The 17734-nt window shown below is 31.8% G+C and carries 17 protein-coding genes; 16 read left to right on the top strand and 1 reads right to left on the bottom strand.

Going from position 1 to position 17734, the window contains the following annotated elements:
- Window positions 1–61: 61 nt before the first annotated feature.
- The 3 genes from LL038_RS11510 (at window position 62) to LL038_RS11500 (ending at window position 2919) form a co-directional block, all read left to right on the top strand.
- Window positions 62–814 (top strand): NYN domain-containing protein, encoded by a 753-nt coding sequence (locus LL038_RS11510; protein WP_216120476.1) that lies wholly within the window; start codon window positions 62–64, stop codon window positions 812–814.
- Window positions 815–1161: 347 nt separating this feature from the next.
- The gene (ygiD, locus tag LL038_RS11505; protein ID WP_216120478.1) at window positions 1162–1938 is read left to right on the top strand and encodes a 4,5-DOPA dioxygenase extradiol; all 777 of its coding nucleotides are present in this window, start codon (window positions 1162–1164) and stop codon (window positions 1936–1938) included.
- Between the two features lie 87 nt (window positions 1939–2025).
- A complete protein-coding gene (locus LL038_RS11500; protein ID WP_216120479.1) occupies window positions 2026–2919 on the top strand; it encodes a cation diffusion facilitator family transporter in 894 nt (297 codons plus the stop codon).
- A 32-nt stretch (window positions 2920–2951) separates the two neighbouring features.
- On the opposite strand, the gene LL038_RS11495 is transcribed toward LL038_RS11500, so the two are convergent.
- Window positions 2952–3596, bottom strand: a complete 645-nt coding sequence (locus LL038_RS11495) for a helix-turn-helix transcriptional regulator (RefSeq protein WP_216120481.1) — start codon at window positions 3594–3596, stop codon at window positions 2952–2954.
- 149 nt (window positions 3597–3745) lie between these two features.
- On the opposite strand from LL038_RS11495, the gene LL038_RS11490 reads away from it, so the two are divergent.
- The 13 genes from LL038_RS11490 (at window position 3746) to LL038_RS11430 (ending at window position 17696) form a co-directional block, all read left to right on the top strand.
- Window positions 3746–4372 carry an HD-GYP domain-containing protein gene (locus LL038_RS11490; RefSeq protein WP_216120483.1) on the top strand — a complete coding sequence of 209 codons (627 nt, stop codon included), beginning with the start codon at window positions 3746–3748 and terminating at the stop codon, window positions 4370–4372.
- A 71-nt stretch (window positions 4373–4443) separates the two neighbouring features.
- Window positions 4444–4875: a flavodoxin gene (locus LL038_RS11485; protein WP_216120485.1), complete on the top strand. Its 432-nt coding sequence runs from the start codon at window positions 4444–4446 to the stop codon at window positions 4873–4875.
- 28 nt (window positions 4876–4903) lie between these two features.
- Entirely contained in the window at window positions 4904–5515 is a 612-nt protein-coding gene (locus LL038_RS11480) for a DUF3793 family protein (protein WP_216120487.1), read from the top strand.
- Between the two features lie 395 nt (window positions 5516–5910).
- Window positions 5911–7224, top strand: coding sequence for an aspartate kinase (locus tag LL038_RS11475; protein WP_253199928.1), 1314 nt, complete (start codon window positions 5911–5913; stop codon window positions 7222–7224).
- Between the two features lie 40 nt (window positions 7225–7264).
- Window positions 7265–8554 (top strand): homoserine dehydrogenase, encoded by a 1290-nt coding sequence (locus LL038_RS11470; RefSeq protein ID WP_216120489.1) that lies wholly within the window; start codon window positions 7265–7267, stop codon window positions 8552–8554.
- A gap of 70 nt (window positions 8555–8624) precedes the next feature.
- Entirely contained in the window at window positions 8625–9791 is a 1167-nt protein-coding gene (locus LL038_RS11465; protein ID WP_216120491.1) for a M20 family metallopeptidase, read from the top strand.
- 180 nt (window positions 9792–9971) lie between these two features.
- Complete coding sequence (locus LL038_RS11460; protein ID WP_216120493.1) at window positions 9972–12767, top strand: sigma-54-dependent transcriptional regulator; 2796 nt, start codon at window positions 9972–9974, stop codon at window positions 12765–12767.
- Window positions 12768–13014: 247 nt separating this feature from the next.
- The gene (locus LL038_RS11455; protein WP_216120495.1) at window positions 13015–13488 is read left to right on the top strand and encodes a mannose/fructose/sorbose PTS transporter subunit IIB; all 474 of its coding nucleotides are present in this window, start codon (window positions 13015–13017) and stop codon (window positions 13486–13488) included.
- A gap of 128 nt (window positions 13489–13616) precedes the next feature.
- Window positions 13617–14594 (top strand): mannose/fructose/sorbose PTS transporter subunit IIA, encoded by a 978-nt coding sequence (locus LL038_RS11450; RefSeq protein ID WP_216120497.1) that lies wholly within the window; start codon window positions 13617–13619, stop codon window positions 14592–14594.
- Window positions 14595–14637: 43 nt separating this feature from the next.
- On the top strand, window positions 14638–15444 hold the full coding sequence (locus tag LL038_RS11445; protein ID WP_216120499.1) for a PTS mannose/fructose/sorbose transporter subunit IIC: 807 nt from the start codon (window positions 14638–14640) through the stop codon (window positions 15442–15444).
- Between the two features lie 19 nt (window positions 15445–15463).
- Window positions 15464–16375 carry a PTS system mannose/fructose/sorbose family transporter subunit IID gene (locus LL038_RS11440; protein ID WP_216120501.1) on the top strand — a complete coding sequence of 304 codons (912 nt, stop codon included), beginning with the start codon at window positions 15464–15466 and terminating at the stop codon, window positions 16373–16375.
- A gap of 175 nt (window positions 16376–16550) precedes the next feature.
- Window positions 16551–16925: a DUF956 family protein gene (locus tag LL038_RS11435; RefSeq protein WP_216120503.1), complete on the top strand. Its 375-nt coding sequence runs from the start codon at window positions 16551–16553 to the stop codon at window positions 16923–16925.
- 291 nt (window positions 16926–17216) lie between these two features.
- Window positions 17217–17696 carry a DUF5673 domain-containing protein gene (locus tag LL038_RS11430; protein WP_216120505.1) on the top strand — a complete coding sequence of 160 codons (480 nt, stop codon included), beginning with the start codon at window positions 17217–17219 and terminating at the stop codon, window positions 17694–17696.
- The last annotated feature ends 38 nt before the right edge of the window (window positions 17697–17734 follow it).

Raw genomic sequence — 17734 nt, 5'->3', positions numbered from 1 at the left:
TGTATTAATTAACAGAGTTGCACTATAATAAGTTAAAGAAATTAATGTGAAGGAGAAAGAAATGGAGAAAGATAAGAAAATTGCAGTTTTAATTGATGCTGATAATGTGTCTGATAAATATATAAAGTATATCATTGATGAAATCTCGAATCATGGGACACCTACTTATAAAAGAATTTATGGAGATTGGACTAAACCTCAACTAGCTTCATGGAAAAATGTATTGCTTAATTATTCTATAAGCCCAATACAACAATATAGCTATACAACAGGTAAAAATTCAACAGATGCAGCACTTATAATAGATGCTATGGATATACTTTATTCAAATAATGTTGATGGATTTTGTATAGTATCTAGTGATAGCGATTTTACTAAACTGGCAGCCAGGCTTCGGGAAGCTGGTATGTATGTTATTGGTATGGGAGAAAAGAAGACCCCTACGCCATTCATCTCTGCTTGTGAAAAGTTTAAGTATCTTGAAGTATTAGCATCTATGGCACCAAAACATACTGATGTACCTAGTACTAAGGGAACACAAGCTCAAGAAGATTTAAAGGGTGGTATGATAAGTTCTATTAAATTAGTAGAGGCTATTAAAACCATTATAACGGAGATTTCAGATGAAGATGGTTGGGCATTTTTAGGAGAATTAGGTAGTACTCTTAATAAGCGATATCCAGACTTTGATACTAGAAATTATGGTTATACAAAACTTACACCGTTTGTTGCATCTCTAAATATTTTTGAGATTAGGTCAACAAAAACTAGTAATCCAAGTATAAGTCTTAAATACATTAGAAACAAAGAGTAATATTGTATTCTGTAACCTTAAAATAGGTTTTTATTGACAAGTGTCGCTTTTTTTTATATAATTAAATTGTTAAAAGGGAGTAGTTATAACAATAAAGTCAACATACTGGTGTATAAAACACCTGGCTTTATGACCTTAAAGGTAACGAGACTTTTAGCATAATTCTTTTGAATTGTGTTAAGGGTCTCTTTTTTTATTATACAAATAGCGTGAGGATTTTATGCTTATTTTATGCTTGAATAATAATATGAAATTAGTTAAGATTGTAAATAAGTAAGTTTGATAAAGTGTTTTGTTAAAACAAGGCTTAATTTGAAAGTATAAATATAAATAGGGGGTAATTTATAATGAATAAAAAAATGCCAGTATTATTTATTGGGCACGGAAGTCCTATGAATGCAGTACTAAATAATGAATATACAGAGGCTATACGTAAATCAACTCAAAATATACCAAAGCCAGAAGCTATTTTAGTAATTTCGGCCCATTGGGAGACTGAGGGTACATTTATTACATCATCAGATGAACCTGAGCAGATTTATGATTTTTATGGCTTTCCAGATGAACTATATAATCTTAAATATAATCCTACTGGATCTAGAAAATATGCACAGATTGTAGCTGAGGAACTTAAGGATTCGAATGTAATGCTAACAGAAAAATGGGGACTGGACCATGGTGCTTGGGCTGTACTTACACATTTGTATCCTAAGGCTGATATACCAGTATTCCAAATGAGTCTGAATAAATTAGGGGATGAACAGTATCATTATGATCTTGGTAGAAAACTTTCGAAACTTCGTGAAAAAGGAATTTTAATAATAGGAAGTGGAGATATTGTGCATAATTTAGGAATAATGGACTATGATATGAATGCAACTCCATTTGAATGGGCGTCTGAATTCGATAATTACATTTGTGATGCTATTATAAATAGAAAGCATGATAATATTATAAATTATCAAAAAATAGGGAAAAGTGCCAAGTTATCTGTACCTACAAAGGAACACTATTTACCATTACTCTATATAGCTGGAATACAGGATGAAGAAGATGAAGTTAATTTTATATATAAGGGTATACAACATAGTTCTATGTCTATGACAAGTATAAAAATAGGATGAAAACAAGGGAAAATAAGTGGAAAAATATATTTAAATAGACAATAATATCATTTTGTGAAATAGTATATAAATCTAGGAGCGGGAAATATGGAAGAAAAATACAATAATTTGAAAATTGCAGAAAGAGGCGCTCGTATAAGTATTATTGCTTATATAGTACTCTCTGCATTAAAGCTAGGAATTGGATATTTATCTAGTTCAAAGGGTCTAACGGCAGATGGACTAAATAATACAACAGATATAGTTTCTTCACTAGCTGTATTAATTGGATTAAAAATATCGAGAAAGCCAGCTGATGATGATCATCTTTATGGTCATTTTAGAGCGGAGACTATGGCATCACTTATTGCCTCCTTAATTATGATAGTTGTAGGTCTGAATGTTTTATATAATGCAGCCAATTCTATTATCTTCTTTAAAGCGCAGGTTCCAGACTTAAGGGCAGCTATAGTTGGTATTATTTGTGCTGTAGCAATATATTTTGTCTACCGATATAATAAAAAGATTGCTATTCAAATAAATAGTTCAGGGCTTATGGCTGCTGCTAAAGATAATCTTTCGGATGCCTGGGTCGGTATAGGTACATCTGTAGGCATTATTGCTTCTCAATTTGGATTGCCTTGGGTAGATCCACTAGCTGCAGTTCTAGTCGGCATATTAATTGTAAAGACTGGTTGGGATATTTTAAGGGAGGCAACACTTAACTTAACAGATGGTTTCGATAAGGAACAATTAGATAATATAATTGAATGCATAAATGAGGTTTCAAGAGTTAGAAAGGTTAAGGATGTCAGGGCTCGCGTTAATGGAAACAATGTTTTTCTTGATATAATAGTAATAGTTAGTGCAGACTTAAGTGTAGTTGAAGGCCACAATATCACGGAAGAAATTGAAGGGAAATTAGGAAGTGAACTTAATATTACTGAAGCAGTGGTCCATGTAGAACCGGAAATTAAATCAGATCAAGATGGTGTAGAATAAAATCTACACCATTTTTTTAATTCAGAGGATAATTAATGCTCCCTTTTTCTAAATCCATTAGGGGAGACACCCATATATTTTTTGAAAGTGGTGCAAAAATGACTTTGACTATTAAATCCAGATTTAAAAGAAATCATTTCTAGTGGATAAGAAGTGTTGTCTAAGAAATCTTTTGCTGCATTAGTTCTGCATATATTTATGTACTCGCAAAATTTGAATCCAGTACTCTCTTTAAAAAGATAACATAGATAGTTGCTACTGATATGAACATGGTTTGCAACTTTTTCTAGAGTTATCTTTTTTTCAATATTTGAGTGAATGTAGCTCAAAGCATGTTTTATGATTTTATTCTCAGATATTGGTTTACCCTTATGCAAAATCTCAATGTAGCTTTTAATTATTTGTTCTCCTACGGAAATTAAGTCATCTTTAATATGATGAGTATCCATAAGCTTAAGATTTTGATAACATAAATCCTCCAGGTTTATTGAAGGGTTATTGCAAAAATAGGTGTATATAAAGATATTAATTGAATAAAGTAATTTTTTTAATTCATTTGTGTTATTTGATGAAGATAAAAAAACATTTATCTTGGTTGTGTATATGTTAATTGAAGTTTCTAAGTTGTTGTTTCCGATGTTTAGAGCAAGTTCTGTGTGGTTGAGTAAATTTTTCATAATATCTCCTTAATATTTTAAAAAAACATAGTAATAATGTTAAATAAATCTAATATAAAACTATTATAATATAAATAAGAACGATAATCAATATCAATACAAAACAATATAAAATGAATCTTAGAAAAATGCGACTTAGGAGATATGAAATGCTTGGAAAATTATTATCTTTTTTTAGAAATAAAGAAGTATATCATGACATAATTGAAAGCTTAGTCGCAGCGCTTGAAGCCAAAGATGCTTATACGAGTGGTCATTCACAAAGAGTTTCAGATATGGCATATAAACTTTCAAAAGGTTTAGGAATAAAGGGGGTTGAACTTCAAAACATAGACATATCAGCTCATCTGCATGATATAGGAAAGATAGGAGTTCCAGACAAAGTTTTAAATAAAAATGGAAAATTATTGCCTCACGAGTGGGAATATATAAAGATGCATCCTAAAATAGGTTTTGATATTTTAAACAAATCAAAGGGATTAAAGTCTATAAGCGAAAATGTTCTCTATCATCATGAGAGGTGGGATGGTAAAGGATACCCAAAAGGACTATCTGGAATTGATATACCCCTCGGGTCAAGAGTAATTGCAGTATGTGATTCTATTGATGCTATGACGTCTGTAAGGCCTTATAGACAGGCTATGGGGTTTGAAGAGTGTATTAAAGAAATTACTATTAATTCGGGTTTAATGTTTGATCCTGTGATAGTCCAATATATTGAAGAAAATATAGATACAGTAAGAAAATTTTTAGAGCCTAAAAACACTATATTCTAGACGGTGTTTATATAGATGAGAACAATAGTTATATGAATGTACATAAAATTATATATGAGGAGGAAAAGAATATGAAAAATGTAGTAGTTATTTATTGGAGCGGAACAGGAAATACAGAGGCCATGGCTGAGGGTATTGTGGATGGTGCAAAAAAAGTTGAAGATGTTAATGTTAGATTAATTAATGTATTTGATGCAAAAGCGGAGGATGTAATAAATGCAGATGGTGTAGCTTTGGGATGCCCATCTATGGGGTCAGAGCAACTTGAGGAAGGAGAAATGGAACCATTCATTGAATCAATTGCTAGTATCGTAGCAAGTAAAAACACAATACTATTTGGTTCTTACGGATGGGGTAGTGGAGAATGGATGGATAGTTGGCAAGAAAGAATGGAAGGGTATGGTGCAAAGCTTATAGCAGATGGACTTATAATTAACAATGATGCTGATAAAGAAGGCATTGAAAAGTGCAGGGAAATCGGTGAACTTTTAGCAAAAGGTTAATTTAAAATAAAATTAGTGGAGGATGCTTATGGGGTTAAAAGAGTTAAGAGGATTACTTGCTATTATAAATGATTATGATGATTTGGAGTATTTGTTTTCAGTAATAATACGAAATGCAGCACCAACTATAAAAAAGCATAAGACATCCTCTTTAATTAATTTTAGTAATAGTAATAGAAACTTAAACAACATATGGGAAAAATATAAAAATGAAGCGAAAGAAAAACTAGATATTGATTACTTTGAATTAAAAAAGGATACAACAAATACATTTGTATTATTTTATAATAAAGAAAAAATGGAGTTAAGTATAAAAGATAATAAAAACATGTTATTTCTAAAAAGGTTTGGATACACTGAAAATATGAATATAAAGCAGTGTTTAATATTGTTAGGGAAAAGATTCCAGGAAATGTGTCCTCATGAGATTGGAATATTTTTGGGATATCCGTTAGAGGATGTAGTATCTTTTGTTGACTGTCCAAATGAGAAGTGCAAGATGGTTGGTTATTGGAAGGTATATCATGATATTGAAAAAGCTGAAATTATCTTTAATAAATATAATGAGATAAAAGCTACTATTATAAAATTAATGATAAAAGGTATGAAACCAACTGAGTTACTAAAGCAAGCACAATAAATTGGTGAATTTCGTATCCAGTTAATATATATAATGTTATAATCAAATAAATGAAAAAGCTGTGAAGTGTTACTTCGCAGCTTTTTATGTTAAAGTAAAGGGTGATTTAGCTTTAAATTATTAATAAATATCAGTTTTTTAGATGATAATTTGAAATTAAAATCGAACAAACCAATAAAAACAGAATATTTCGCCAAAAGGCATAAAAATCATGTGACATTTTGGAAAAAACGAGTATAATTAATTCAATACTAATTTACGATGTTAATATAGTTATAAAATAAGTTCAAGTATGGTATAAGCTAATGAACTTTTTTATAAAAGGTAATATAGGGTTGCCTTCTATAAGTTGTAATTCATAACTTTTTAAATTAAGACAGTAGGGGGTAAAAATTATGCAAGTTAAAGTTTCAAAGTTTGGTGGGAGTTCATTATGTGATAGCGGACAATTTCAAAAAGTAAAAGACATTGTTTTATCAGATGATATGAGGTGTTATATTGTACCTTCAGCTCCAGGCAAGAGAAGTAAAAGTGATTATAAAATTACAGATCTTTTGTATTTGTGTCATCAACATGTTGAAAAATCGCTGCCATTTGATGAATTATTCAAATTAATTGAAGAAAGATATATTAGTTTGTGTAGTGAGTTAAAGCTTTCCATTAATATGTTAGAATATTTAAGGATACTTAAGGAAAAAATAATTGATGGTGCTTCAGAAGACTATGTTGCAAGCAGGGGAGAATATTTAAATGCATTAATGCTTGCTGAGTATTTGGGGTATGAATTTGTTGATGCTGCTGAGCTTATTGTTTTTACAAAAGATGGACGATTAGATGAAAAAGCAACATACGCTGCTATAGATATTAGATTATCAAAAGTTAAGAAAGCGGTAATTCCAGGATTTTATGGCGCGTCTAGGGATGGAAAGATAAGAACCTTTTCAAGGGGTGGTTCTGACATTACCGGGGCAATAATTGCTAAGGGGGTAGGGGCAGTAGTTTATGAAAATTGGACTGATGTGTCAGGTTTCTTAATGGCGGATCCAAGCATTGTTAGTAACCCTAAACCTATTAAAGAGGTAACATACAAAGAACTTAGGGAATTATCATATATGGGGGCACATGTTTTTCATGAAGAAGCAGTTTTTCCTGTTAAGAATGAGGGAATTCCGATAAATATAAAAAACACTAACAAACCAGAAGAAAAGGGAACATTTATTTTAAATGATAAAATAGAAGTAAAATCTGGAAATATTACAGGTATTGCAGGTAAAAAAGATTTTACAGTAATTGCTATAGAAAAGACGCTTATGGATAAAGATATAGGATATTGTAGAAGGGTTCTTACAGTTCTTGAAAGTAATTGTGTAGCATTTGAGCACATGCCATCAGGCATAGATTCAATTTCACTAGTAATTGATGATTCTGAACTGGAAAATAAAACTGATAAAATATTAGAAGAAATTGAAAAACAGTGTAATCCAGATTCAATAATAGTACATCCTAATATGGCATTGATAGCAGTTGTTGGAGAGGGAATGATAAAGACCAAGGGGATATCTGCTAGAGTATTTAGTTCGTTAGAAAAAGATAATATAAATATTAGAATGATAAATCAAGGGTCCAGTGAGATGAGCATAATTGTTGGCGTAGAAAACGAAGATTTCGAAAGGGCAATAAGGGCAGTGTATAAGGCATTCGAAAATTAAAGCATTGAATGAGGAAGTTATATTTAAGGAGGAAATTAATATGGAAAAGGTAAAGATAGCAATTTTAGGTTTTGGAAATGTTGGAACAGGCGTATGGAAGATATTACAAGAAAATCGGAAAGAAATAATGAAACGGTCAAATTATGATATAGAGGTAGCTAAAATACTAGTCAGTGACATAAGTAAGAAGAGAGAAATTGAATTGCCTAAGGGTGTATTAACAAATAATATTGATGATATTATTAATGACGATAGTATAAAAATTGTAGTTGAACTTATTGGTGGACGTGGCCAGGCTAAGGAATATATGATAAGAGCTATGAAAGCTAAAAAACATATTGTAACTGCAAATAAATTAGTTGTTGCAAACTGGGGCGAAGAGTTATTTAAAATAGCTGAAGAAGAAAATGTTCTGTTTTATTATGAGGCAAGTGTGGCTGGTGGAATACCAATAATACGAGAAATTAATGAGAGTCTTACGGCTAACCGAATTGAACAGATAATTGGAATTATAAATGGAACAACTAATTATATATTAAGTAAAATGACAAACGACGGAATTAGTTTTGATGAGGCATTAAAAGAGGCTCAAGATAAGGGGTATGCTGAGGCCGATCCAACATCTGATGTTGATGGCTTTGACGCTGTATATAAGCTTGCTATAATGGCTTCGCTATCATTTGGAACTAAGGTTGATCATGATTGTATTTACAGGGAAGGTATAAGAAATATAAGCGCTGTAGATATAGAATATGCGCAAAAGTTCGGTTATACAATAAAACTTTTAGCAATAGCTAAGGAAGCAAATAATAAGTTAGAGCTTAGAGTTCATCCAACGTTAATACCATCAAATCACCCAATGGCAAATGTAAATGATGCGTTTAATGCAATCTTAATAAAAGGAAATGCAGTTGGAGAACTAATGTTATACGGAAAAGGAGCAGGAGATTTACCAACTGGTAGTGCAGTTGTAGGTGATATAATATCTATACTTCGAAATAATGTAAAGCCTTCTGATTTAAAGGCTATTAGTGGTGAGGAAGATTTTAAAGAAGTTAAAAACTCGGATGAAAACGAATCAGAATTTTATATAAGGCTTAATGTTAAAGATAGGGCCGGAGTTTTAGGAGATACGGCGAAAATATTTGGGAAAAATAATGTTAGCATCACATCCCTTACTCAAGATGTAGTTCATAAAGAGTATGTATTACTAGCATTTATTACACATAAAAGTTCAGAAAGAAATATAAGAGAGTCACTTAAGAAAATAAAAGAACTAGAATATGTTAATGAAATAGAAAGCATAATAAGAATAGAATCATTTAATTAATATTATAAGATGAACAAAACAAAACAACTAACAATTTGTTAGTTGTTTTTGTAAAAAGGAGTATAAATAAATGAAAGATCAAATTATTAAGCAAGTTAATAGTATAAAAGAAAAACTATGGGAAATAAATGATTTCATTTATTATAATCCAGAACTTGGGAATGAAGAATTTAAGGCTACTGACAAATTAACAGCTTTATTATCAGAATATTCTTTTAAAATCGAAACTGGAATAGCAAAAAGAAAAACTGCATTTAAAGCAGTATATGACAGTAATAAAAAAGGTCCGACTATTGCTTTTTTATGTGAATATGATGCACTGCCAGAAATAGGACATGGTTGTGGTCACGATATGATTGGCACAATTAGTATTGGTGCGGCGATAGGTTTAAGTAAGGTATTGGAGGAAGTAGGTGGAAAAATAGAGGTTTATGGAACTCCTGCTGAGGAAACAAATGGTGCGAAGAGTGACATGGCAAAGCAAGGAGTATTTGACAATGTTGATGTTGCTATGATAATACATCCATATGGTAAAACATGCAAAAGCGGGCCTTCACTCGCAATGGAAGCACTACAGTTTGAATTTACTGGGAAGTCTAGCCATGCATCAAGTTCGCCTGAAGAAGGAATTAATGCTTTGGATGCTGTTATATTAATGTTTAATGGCGTAAATGCTATAAGGCAGCATGTAACGTCTGATGTACGGATACATGGGATTATAAGTGAAGGGGGCATCGCTGCAAACATAGTACCAGGTAGAGCAGTTGCAAAATTTTATGTAAGGGCTCTTAAGAAAAGTTACTTGAAGGAAGTAATTCAAAAGGTGAAAAATATTGCGAGTGGAGCAGCACTTATGACTGGGGCAACTCTTGAAGTTAGTTTATACGAATCACCATTTGATGATATGAACACAAATGAAAACCTGTCTGAGACGTTTAATGATAATTTGAGAAGCCTTGGTATAACAGATATTAACCCACCAGAAAATATTGGATCTTTAGATATGGGGAATGTAAGCTATATTGTACCGTCAATTCATCCGCTACTTGGAATAGGTAATCCAAACTTAAGTTTACATACAAAGGAAATGGCTAAAGCAACAATAACAAATAAGGCACATAATGCTTTAATTATAGGGGCTACAGCGTTAGCATTAACAGGATATGATGTTATTACTAATAGAGATTTGCTTTCTAAGATAAAAGAAGAGTTTATTCAGAGTACAACAAATCTATAAACAAATTTATATTTAATAATTTAAATTGATACTTTTTAGCATTGAAATTAAAAAAATGATGCTAAGAAGCTTTTTTTTTACACTTAAACCTTGAATATTTATTTCAATACAGTTTATAATAAAGGAAGTGTATTAAACATATTAAGTGTATTAAATATATTAATCTTTGGGAGTGATAATTTGAAGAGAAGTGAAAAAATCTATGAGTATATTGCTAAAAAAACAGAAAAATTTAACCGTGAAATCTTAGAGGAAAAAATCGGGTTTAGCGCAACTGAAATTTCTCAGAGTTTAGATATTTTAAGAAATAACGTAAGTATGGAATTAAATGAATTGCTTAGACAGGATAGAATAATAAAAATAAAATCTAGACCTGTGTTATACGTTGATAATGCTTGCTTAGAAAGAATTTCGGATAAAAAGTTGCCAGTTGGTCCAATAGAAGTGAAAAATTTAAATGAGTTATTCCTTAAAAAAAATGAAACTAGCCAGGAAGAATGTCCTTTTGATAAACTTATTGGAGCAAAAACTAGTCTTAAAAATCAAATTGAACAGGCAAAAGCTGCAATACTTTATCCTCCAAATGGTTTGCACACATTAATTGTTGGTCAAACAGGAGTGGGTAAAACCTTGTTTGCAAATATGATGTACAAACAAGCGAAGTATTCGAAAAAATTAGATGAAAAATCACCATTTATAGTATTTAATTGTGCTGATTATTATAACAATCCTCAACTTTTAATCTCACATCTGTTTGGACACATTAAAGGAGCATACACAGGTGCTGATAGCGAAAAGGCTGGAATTGTTGAAAAAGCAGATACAGGTATATTATTTCTAGATGAAATACACAGATTACCACCAGAAGGACAGGAAATGTTGTTTTATTTTATGGATACAGGTATGTTTAATAGATTAGGTGAGACAGAGAGAAACAGAAAATCCTGTGTTTTAATAATTGGAGCCACTACGGAGGATCCCAATTCATCACTACTAAAGACATTTGTAAGAAGAATACCCATAATTATAACTATTCCCAACTTTGATAAAAGGACAGCCAGTGATAAAGTTGATTTTATCAAATTTTTATTAGCCAATGAGGCACATAGAGTAAACAAAGTAATAAAAATTGAGGATGAAGCAGTTAAAGCAATTATTGGAAGCACATCTTATGGAAATATTGGTCAGATGAAATCAAATATCCAACTTATTTGCGCTAAGGGCTTTTTAAATAGTATCAATAATAAGGATTTTATAGAAATAGATTTTAAATCCTTGCCTTCAGATATTAAAAGTGGATTATTTTATTTAAGTGGCAAACGTAAAGAAATGGAAGAAATATCTGGATATTTAGATTCGCAACTAATAGTTACTCCAGAAGGGCACAGTGTATTAATTGAAAAAGATCCTTATGATCCACCTTTTAATTTATACAAGATAATAGAAGATAAGGCAGCAATACTTAAAAAAGGAGGTGCGGATGAGGAATATATAAACAATTTTATTACAACTGATATTAATGTGCACATTAAATCCTTTTATAACAAGGTTAAAAGTGATGAGGATGGTAGAAGTAAAATATTAAAAATAGTAGATGAAGATATTCTTGAATTCTCAGAAGAAATAATGGACATGATTGAAAAAAAGCTTGATAAAACACTAACTGATAGATTTTTATATGCATTAAGTCTACATTTAAGTTCATTTTTAAACAGATTAAGTAATCATCAAAATCTTAAGTATAAAAATATAGAGGGCATAATAGATGATAAACGTACAGAATTTAATATTGCAGTAGACGTAAAGGGAATGGTTGAAAAAAAATATAATGTGGTTGTTCCAAAGATTGAAGTTATATATCTTACATTGTTAATCAGTTCCATTACGGAGGAACAAACAAATCAGCATGTGGCAATAATTGTAGCAGCACATGGGAGCAGCACAGCAAGTAGTATGGTTAATGTGGCAAGGCAGCTTCTAGGGGAGGGTGTAATCGAAGCAATAGATATGCCACTCGAAGTTAGTCCTACTAAAACGTTGGATGAAGTTATTGAAAAGGTTAGGGAAATAGACATGGGTAAGGGGGTTCTATTACTTGTGGATATGGGTTCACTTGTTAACTTTGAGTCTATAATAATGGAAAAAACAGATATAAAGGTTAAGACACTAGATATGGTTACCACCTCATTAGTATTAGAAGCCATAAGAAAAGCGACTATTTTAGATATGAATTTAGATTCCTTATATAATTCTCTAAAGCAATTTAGAGGATATTCAAAGATTGAGGAAGAAGATAAAGGCATTAATGAAGACGATGCAAATAAGAAAAAGGCAATAATAACAATATGCGCAACTGGCGAGGGGACTGCAGTAAAGCTAAAAGAACTTGTGGAGAACATTGTTAGAAGTACAGATGAAAAAGAAATTGAAATTTTACCAATAGGCATAAAAGACATAAAAAAGGAAATAATAAAAATAAAAAATAACTATACTATTATAGCTTCTGTTGGTATAATAAACCCTAAAATTGAAGCGACCTTTATCTCTCTTGAAGAGCTAATTAGCGGTAATGGTGAAAATGTTTTAATGAGTATAATACAGAAAAAAAACTTTAAAATTGAAAAAGGCCATGAAAATACAGTAGTTAAGGATCTATGTGAAGACAGTTTAAATCAATTTTTAACTTATTTAAACCCTTCTAAAATAATAGGATTATTGTATCAATTCGTAAATATTTTAGAAGAAAAAACAAAAATAAGCTTTAACAATTCAACCAAAATAAGAATAATGGTGCATGTAGGTTGTGCTCTAGAGAGAATGATAATAAAGGATGGGTTAAAGTACAAAAGGGAAAAAGCTAACATAGATTCACACTTGGTAGAGATTATTACAGGGGCAAATAAAGTATTTAAAGATGCAATAAACATAGGTTTAACGGAAGATGAAATATTATTTTTAGCAGAAATGATAGAATAGAAAATAGTATGCTGATACACTTCTTTTTTTGATACACTGTTTATTAGTGAAAAATTAAAATTTGTATTAAAACTATAGAAGAAGTGTATCAGTATAAAAGAAATAAAAAAGATTTGAAATAAAAAAATGGCTATTTATAAACATTTCACACAAATATAATAAACAATACACTATTTTGGCATGGCAATTGCTATATGTAATAGTAAGACAACTTAGATGAAAATGCGGATAAGGAGGGTGAGTTATAATGAATATAGTGCTTGCAAGAATTGATGACAGATTAATACATGGTCAAGTAGCAACAATTTGGTCAAAAGACACAAAATGTCAAAGAATAATTGTATGTAATGATGATGTAACAAAGGACTCAATTAGAAAGACACTTTTAGAGCAAGTTGCACCTCCAGGAATTAAATCAAGTGTTGTAGGAATTGATGAGGCAATAAGAGCTTATAATATTCCCAAATACCAAGATGATAGAGTGTTGTTTCTATTCACTAATCCGACTGATGTTGTAAGAATGGTTGAAGGTGGAGTAGCGATAAAAAGTGTAAATATTGGTGGTATGTCATTTAAACAAGGAAAGAAACAAATAACTAGTGTAGTATCAGTAGATGATACAGATATTAAAGCTTTCAAAACATTAAATAAAAAAGGCATTGAACTAGAAATAAGAAAAATTTCTTCAGATTCAAAAGTAGATTTAATGTCAAAACTATAAGATTTAATGGGTTTTAGTTGTAATCGTTACGATTGCTTGTAATGAGCTACAATAATTTTGGTTACAGGTTTTTTTAAAACTTTTATATAAATTTTACTGTAACAAATAAAAAATAGGAGGTATAAAAGATGGTAGGAATAATTCTTGCTAGTCACGGAGAATTTGCTAAAGGCATATTGCAATCTGGTGCAATGATTTTCGGAGAACAAGAAAACGTAAAAGCAGTTACGTTGATGCCTAGTGAAGGTCCTGATGATGTTAAAGCAAAAATGAAAGACGCAATCGCATCCTTTGACAACCAAGATGAGGTTTTATTCTTAGTTGATCTTTGGGGTGGTACACCATTCAATCAAGCGAATAGTCTATTTGAAGAACATAAAGATAAATGGGCAATAGTAGCTGGTATGAATCTACCAATGGTAATTGAAGCTTATGCTTCACGTTCTTCAATGGAATCCGCACAGGAAATTGCGGCTTATATCTTAAAACCAGCTAAAGAAGGAGTTAAAGTTAAGCCTGAGGAATTAGAACCAGCAGATAGTGGTAAATCTTCAGAAGCGACCGCTGGAAAATCTAATGCAGGTGCACCTGGATCATTCGAATATGTTTTAGCTCGTATTGATTCTCGTTTACTTCATGGACAAATAGCGACGGCTTGGTCAAAAGATGTGCTACCTACACGAATTATTGTTGTGTCAGATGCAGTAGCCAAAGATGAACTTCGTACGAAATTGATTACACAGGCTGCGCCTCCGGGTGTTAAAGCTCATGTTGTTCCAGTTAATCAAATGATTAAACTTGCAAAAAATGATCAATCTTTTGGTGGACAACGTGCATTACTTCTTTTTGAAAATCCACAAGATGTACTTCGTGCAGTAGAAGGTGGAGTACCACTTAAGACAATTAATATTGGTTCTATGGCTCACTCTCCTGGTAAAGTTCAACCAAACAAAGTACTTGCTTTCAATCAAGACGATATTGATACCTTCAATAAGCTTAAAAAAGCTGGACTTACTTTTGATGTTCGTAAAGTTCCAAATGATTCAAAAGGAAATATGGACGAAATTCTTAAAAAAGCACAAGTGGAATTAAATAAACTGAAATAATTTAATTATTTAACTATTAAATGAAAAAGGGGGATTAATAATCATGGATATAAATATAATCCAAGTGATATTAGTCGTTATCGTGGCATTTCTAGCTGGTATGGAAGGTATCTTGGATCAATTTCAATTCCACCAACCAGTAATTGCATGTACGTTAATCGGCTTAGTTACAGGTAACTTACTACCATGCCTAATTTTAGGTGGTACTCTTCAAATGATTGCTTTAGGTTGGGCAAACATAGGTGCTGCCGTAGCACCAGATACAGCGCTTGCATCTGTTGCATCTGCAATCATTCTAGTTCTTGGTGGTCAAGGTACAGCAGGAGTTCCAGCAGCTTACGCTATTGCTGTTCCTCTAGCAGTTGCAGGGCTATTATTAACAATTGTTTGTCGTACCATTGCCACAGCATTTGTACATTTCATGGATGCTGCTGCTGAACAAGGAGATTTCAGAAAAGTTGAAATGTGGCATATCATTGCTATTTGTATGCAGGGTGTACGTATTGCAATTCCAGCAGCTTTAATTTTAGCAGTTGGTGCTGGTCCCATTAAGACAGCACTTGAACTTATGCCTACTTGGTTAACAGGTGGACTCGCAATCGGTGGTGGAATGGTGGTAGCTGTTGGTTATGCAATGGTAATCAACATGATGGCTACAAAAGAAGTATGGCCATTCTTTGCAATTGGTTTTGTGCTTGCAACTATTTCACAAATTACACTTATCGGACTAGGGGCAATCGGTGTATGTGTGGCTCTTATTTACTTAAAGCTTACTAAACAAGGTGGCTCAGGTAATGGTGGAAGCTCAAATACTGGTGATCCATTAGGCGATATTATAGATACTTACTAAGAAGGGGGAGAACACGAAAATGGCAAATAAATTAAAATTAACAAAAAAAGATCGTATTTCTGTTTGGTGGCGTTCAACTTTCCTTCAAGGTTCATGGAACTACGAAAGAATGCAAAACGGTGGCTGGGCATATGCATTAATACCCGCAATCAAAAAATTATATAAGACTAAAGAAGATCGTGCAGCTGCACTTAAACGTCACTTGGAGTTCTTTAACACTCACCCATATGTAGCTTCACCAGTCATTGGTGTAACATTAGCATTAGAGGAAGACCGTGCAAATGGTTTACCAATCGATGACATAACTATTCAAGGTGTTAAAGTTGGTATGATGGGTCCTTTAGCTGGTATCGGAGATCCAGTTTTCTGGTTTACTGTTAGGCCAATTTTAGGGGCATTAGCTGCTTCTCTTGCTATGGCTGGTAACATACTTGGACCAATTATCTTTTTCCTCGCTTGGAATGCTATCCGTATGGGATTTACATGGTATACACAAGAGTTTGGTTACAAAGCAGGCTCTCGTATTACCGAGGATGTATCAGGTAATTTACTACAAGATGTTACAAAAGGAGCATCCATCCTTGGTATGTTCATTTTGGGATCATTAGTTAACAGATGGGTATCCGTTTCATTTGCACCAGTGGTATCAACCGTTAAGTTAGCTTCCGGTGCCTTCATTGATTGGAGCAAAATCCCTGCTGGAGCAGAAGGTATTAAACAAGTGCTACTACAACAAAAAAGCGGCTTGTCATTAACGCCTGATAAGGTTACTACATTACAAAATAACTTAGATTCTTTGATTCCTGGAATTGCAGGATTAGGATTGACATTACTTTGCATGTGGTTGCTTAAGAAGAAAGTATCTCCAATTACAATTATTTTTGGGCTGTTCGCAGTGGGTATTGTTTTCCACTTAATCGGTTTAATGTAATATTTTTTAATCAACCTGGGCTTCTGGCCTGGGTTTTTTTATTACTAAAACTGTTTTTGACGGTTATGCCTTGAGGCACTTGATTATTTCATATTAAGAATGTATATTATAATCAACAATGATTTATTAATTAATAGAAACAAATGTGTGTATAAATAGAAAAGAGGTAGATAGTATGGTTCAATCACTCAATACAAAGGTGGATTTAGTAATTGATGCAACATGGCTTACAGGCTCTACAGATTATGGAAAAATTATGATCGGCGACAAAGGTTTTGAGTTTTATTGTTCTCGTGACTCTCGCAAAAATGTTCAAATTCCTTGGGAAGATGTTGACAAGGTCATTGCGTCCGTAATGCTAAAAGGAAAGTGGATTCCACGATATGCGATTAAAACGAAGAAAAATGTTAACTATATTTTTTCTTCTAAAGATCCAAAAAAAGTGCTTCGTACTATTCGAAAATATGTTGATCCAAATAATATGGTTAATTCGTTAAGCTTTTTTGATGTTGTAAAGCGAGCTGTGTTATCGAGATTTAAGAAGAGTTGATTAACTAAAGTCTCCTGATTCTATAAGCAACGGGTTCATTTTTGAGGTGATTTTGATAAAATAGCATACTACTTAACATGTTAATTAATATTATAATTAGCATGTTATTTTTTATTGATAATTCTATATTTATCTCCATCTCCATAAGACTATGGAAGCATATTTATTATGTACTATTTGATATGCTAATAGATATACTACAGTAATAAATTGTATTTCAAAAATATAGAAAACATGTTATAATTTAAATGGTATTATCGATAAAAAATAGATTTTTCGGAGGGGATATTAATGGATACTAGAACTAAAATAATTCTTATTATGGATATTATTGCTTTTTTAATGATGTCCAGAAAATTATATACAGTAAGCCAACATGGAAAATTTATTATAAACACAAGCAAAAATAGACTTTGGACCAACATTGGGACTATCTTTTGGGCTTTGATGATTATCATATGGTGTATATTAGGGTATCTTCATTATATGGATAACACTTATAATAATATTTTAATGGACATATTTTGGATTGAAATCTCAATTTATAATATAATAAGGGGTTCACATAGTTCAGAGATAAGAGAAAATGGGATATATGGCTCTGGAAACTTTTATAAATGGTCTAAAGTTCAAAGTTATAGTTGGATATTACCAACTACTATTAAATTTGAAGTCAGTACATTTTTCAAAACTAATTACAGTTTTGAATTTACCATAAAAGAAGAATTAAAAGCAAAAGTAAATGAAACAGCACAAAAGTACGTTCTTTAAAGCTGAATTAAGGGAAGTTGAAAATTTTTAAAAATTGT

Source organism: Clostridium estertheticum (assembly GCF_026650985.1).
GTDB classification, from domain to species: domain Bacteria; phylum Bacillota; class Clostridia; order Clostridiales; family Clostridiaceae; genus Clostridium_AD; species Clostridium_AD estertheticum_C.
Note: the sequence above shows the minus strand (reverse complement) of the source record. Positions and strands in the feature narration are given on the sequence as shown.

Bases quoted from the DNA above. Each gene is read 5' to 3' on its own strand.
- LL038_RS11500 (WP_216120479.1), top strand. From the start codon at position 2,026: ATGGAAGAAAAATACAATAATTTGAAAATTGCAGAAAGAGGCGCTCGT.
- LL038_RS11495 (WP_216120481.1), bottom strand. From the start codon at position 3,596: ATGAAAAATTTACTCAACCACACAGAACTTGCTCTAAACATCGGAAAC.
- LL038_RS11455 (WP_216120495.1), top strand. From the start codon at position 13,015: ATGAATATAGTGCTTGCAAGAATTGATGACAGATTAATACATGGTCAA.
- LL038_RS11470 (WP_216120489.1), top strand. From the start codon at position 7,265: ATGGAAAAGGTAAAGATAGCAATTTTAGGTTTTGGAAATGTTGGAACA.
- LL038_RS11490 (WP_216120483.1), top strand. From the start codon at position 3,746: ATGCTTGGAAAATTATTATCTTTTTTTAGAAATAAAGAAGTATATCAT.
- LL038_RS11435 (WP_216120503.1), top strand. From the start codon at position 16,551: ATGGTTCAATCACTCAATACAAAGGTGGATTTAGTAATTGATGCAACA.
- LL038_RS11480 (WP_216120487.1), top strand. From the start codon at position 4,904: ATGGGGTTAAAAGAGTTAAGAGGATTACTTGCTATTATAAATGATTAT.
- LL038_RS11485 (WP_216120485.1), top strand. From the start codon at position 4,444: ATGAAAAATGTAGTAGTTATTTATTGGAGCGGAACAGGAAATACAGAG.
- LL038_RS11510 (WP_216120476.1), top strand. From the start codon at position 62: ATGGAGAAAGATAAGAAAATTGCAGTTTTAATTGATGCTGATAATGTG.
- ygiD (WP_216120478.1), top strand. From the start codon at position 1,162: ATGAATAAAAAAATGCCAGTATTATTTATTGGGCACGGAAGTCCTATG.
- LL038_RS11475 (WP_253199928.1), top strand. From the start codon at position 5,911: ATGCAAGTTAAAGTTTCAAAGTTTGGTGGGAGTTCATTATGTGATAGC.
- LL038_RS11440 (WP_216120501.1), top strand. From the start codon at position 15,464: ATGGCAAATAAATTAAAATTAACAAAAAAAGATCGTATTTCTGTTTGG.
- LL038_RS11465 (WP_216120491.1), top strand. From the start codon at position 8,625: ATGAAAGATCAAATTATTAAGCAAGTTAATAGTATAAAAGAAAAACTA.
- LL038_RS11430 (WP_216120505.1), top strand. From the start codon at position 17,217: ATGGATACTAGAACTAAAATAATTCTTATTATGGATATTATTGCTTTT.
- LL038_RS11450 (WP_216120497.1), top strand. From the start codon at position 13,617: ATGGTAGGAATAATTCTTGCTAGTCACGGAGAATTTGCTAAAGGCATA.
- LL038_RS11445 (WP_216120499.1), top strand. From the start codon at position 14,638: ATGGATATAAATATAATCCAAGTGATATTAGTCGTTATCGTGGCATTT.